This is a genomic window from Pseudoalteromonas sp. SR41-7 (assembly GCF_014163935.1).
Taxonomy (GTDB): Bacteria; Pseudomonadota; Gammaproteobacteria; order Enterobacterales; family Alteromonadaceae; genus Pseudoalteromonas; species Pseudoalteromonas distincta.
Genome location: NZ_JACJEF010000066.1, coordinates 1 through 223, shown reverse-complemented (window position 1 = coordinate 223; position 223 = coordinate 1). Strand labels below are relative to the sequence as shown.

Below are 223 nucleotides of genomic sequence, written 5' to 3'. Positions count from 1 at the left end.
AAGTAGATATTACTTAGAAAAACTTAAAAAATATTATCAGATATTTTCCAAATTCAGTTAGTGCGTAGCGATACGGATTAACGCCCAAATTTGCTTGGTGACAATAGCGTTTTGGACCCACCTGATTCCATGCCGAACTCAGTAGTGAAACGAAACAGCGCCGATGATAGTGTAGCATTTGCTATGTGAAAGTAGGACATTACCAGGCTTCAAATTGTAGAGA

General features: G+C 38.1%; 1 rRNA gene. It reads left to right on the top strand.

Going from position 1 to position 223, the window contains the following annotated elements:
- The first annotated feature begins 93 nt into the window (after nucleotides 1–93).
- Nucleotides 94–208, top strand: a 5S ribosomal RNA gene (gene rrf, locus H5092_RS20525).
- Nucleotides 209–223 lie beyond the last annotated feature (15 nt).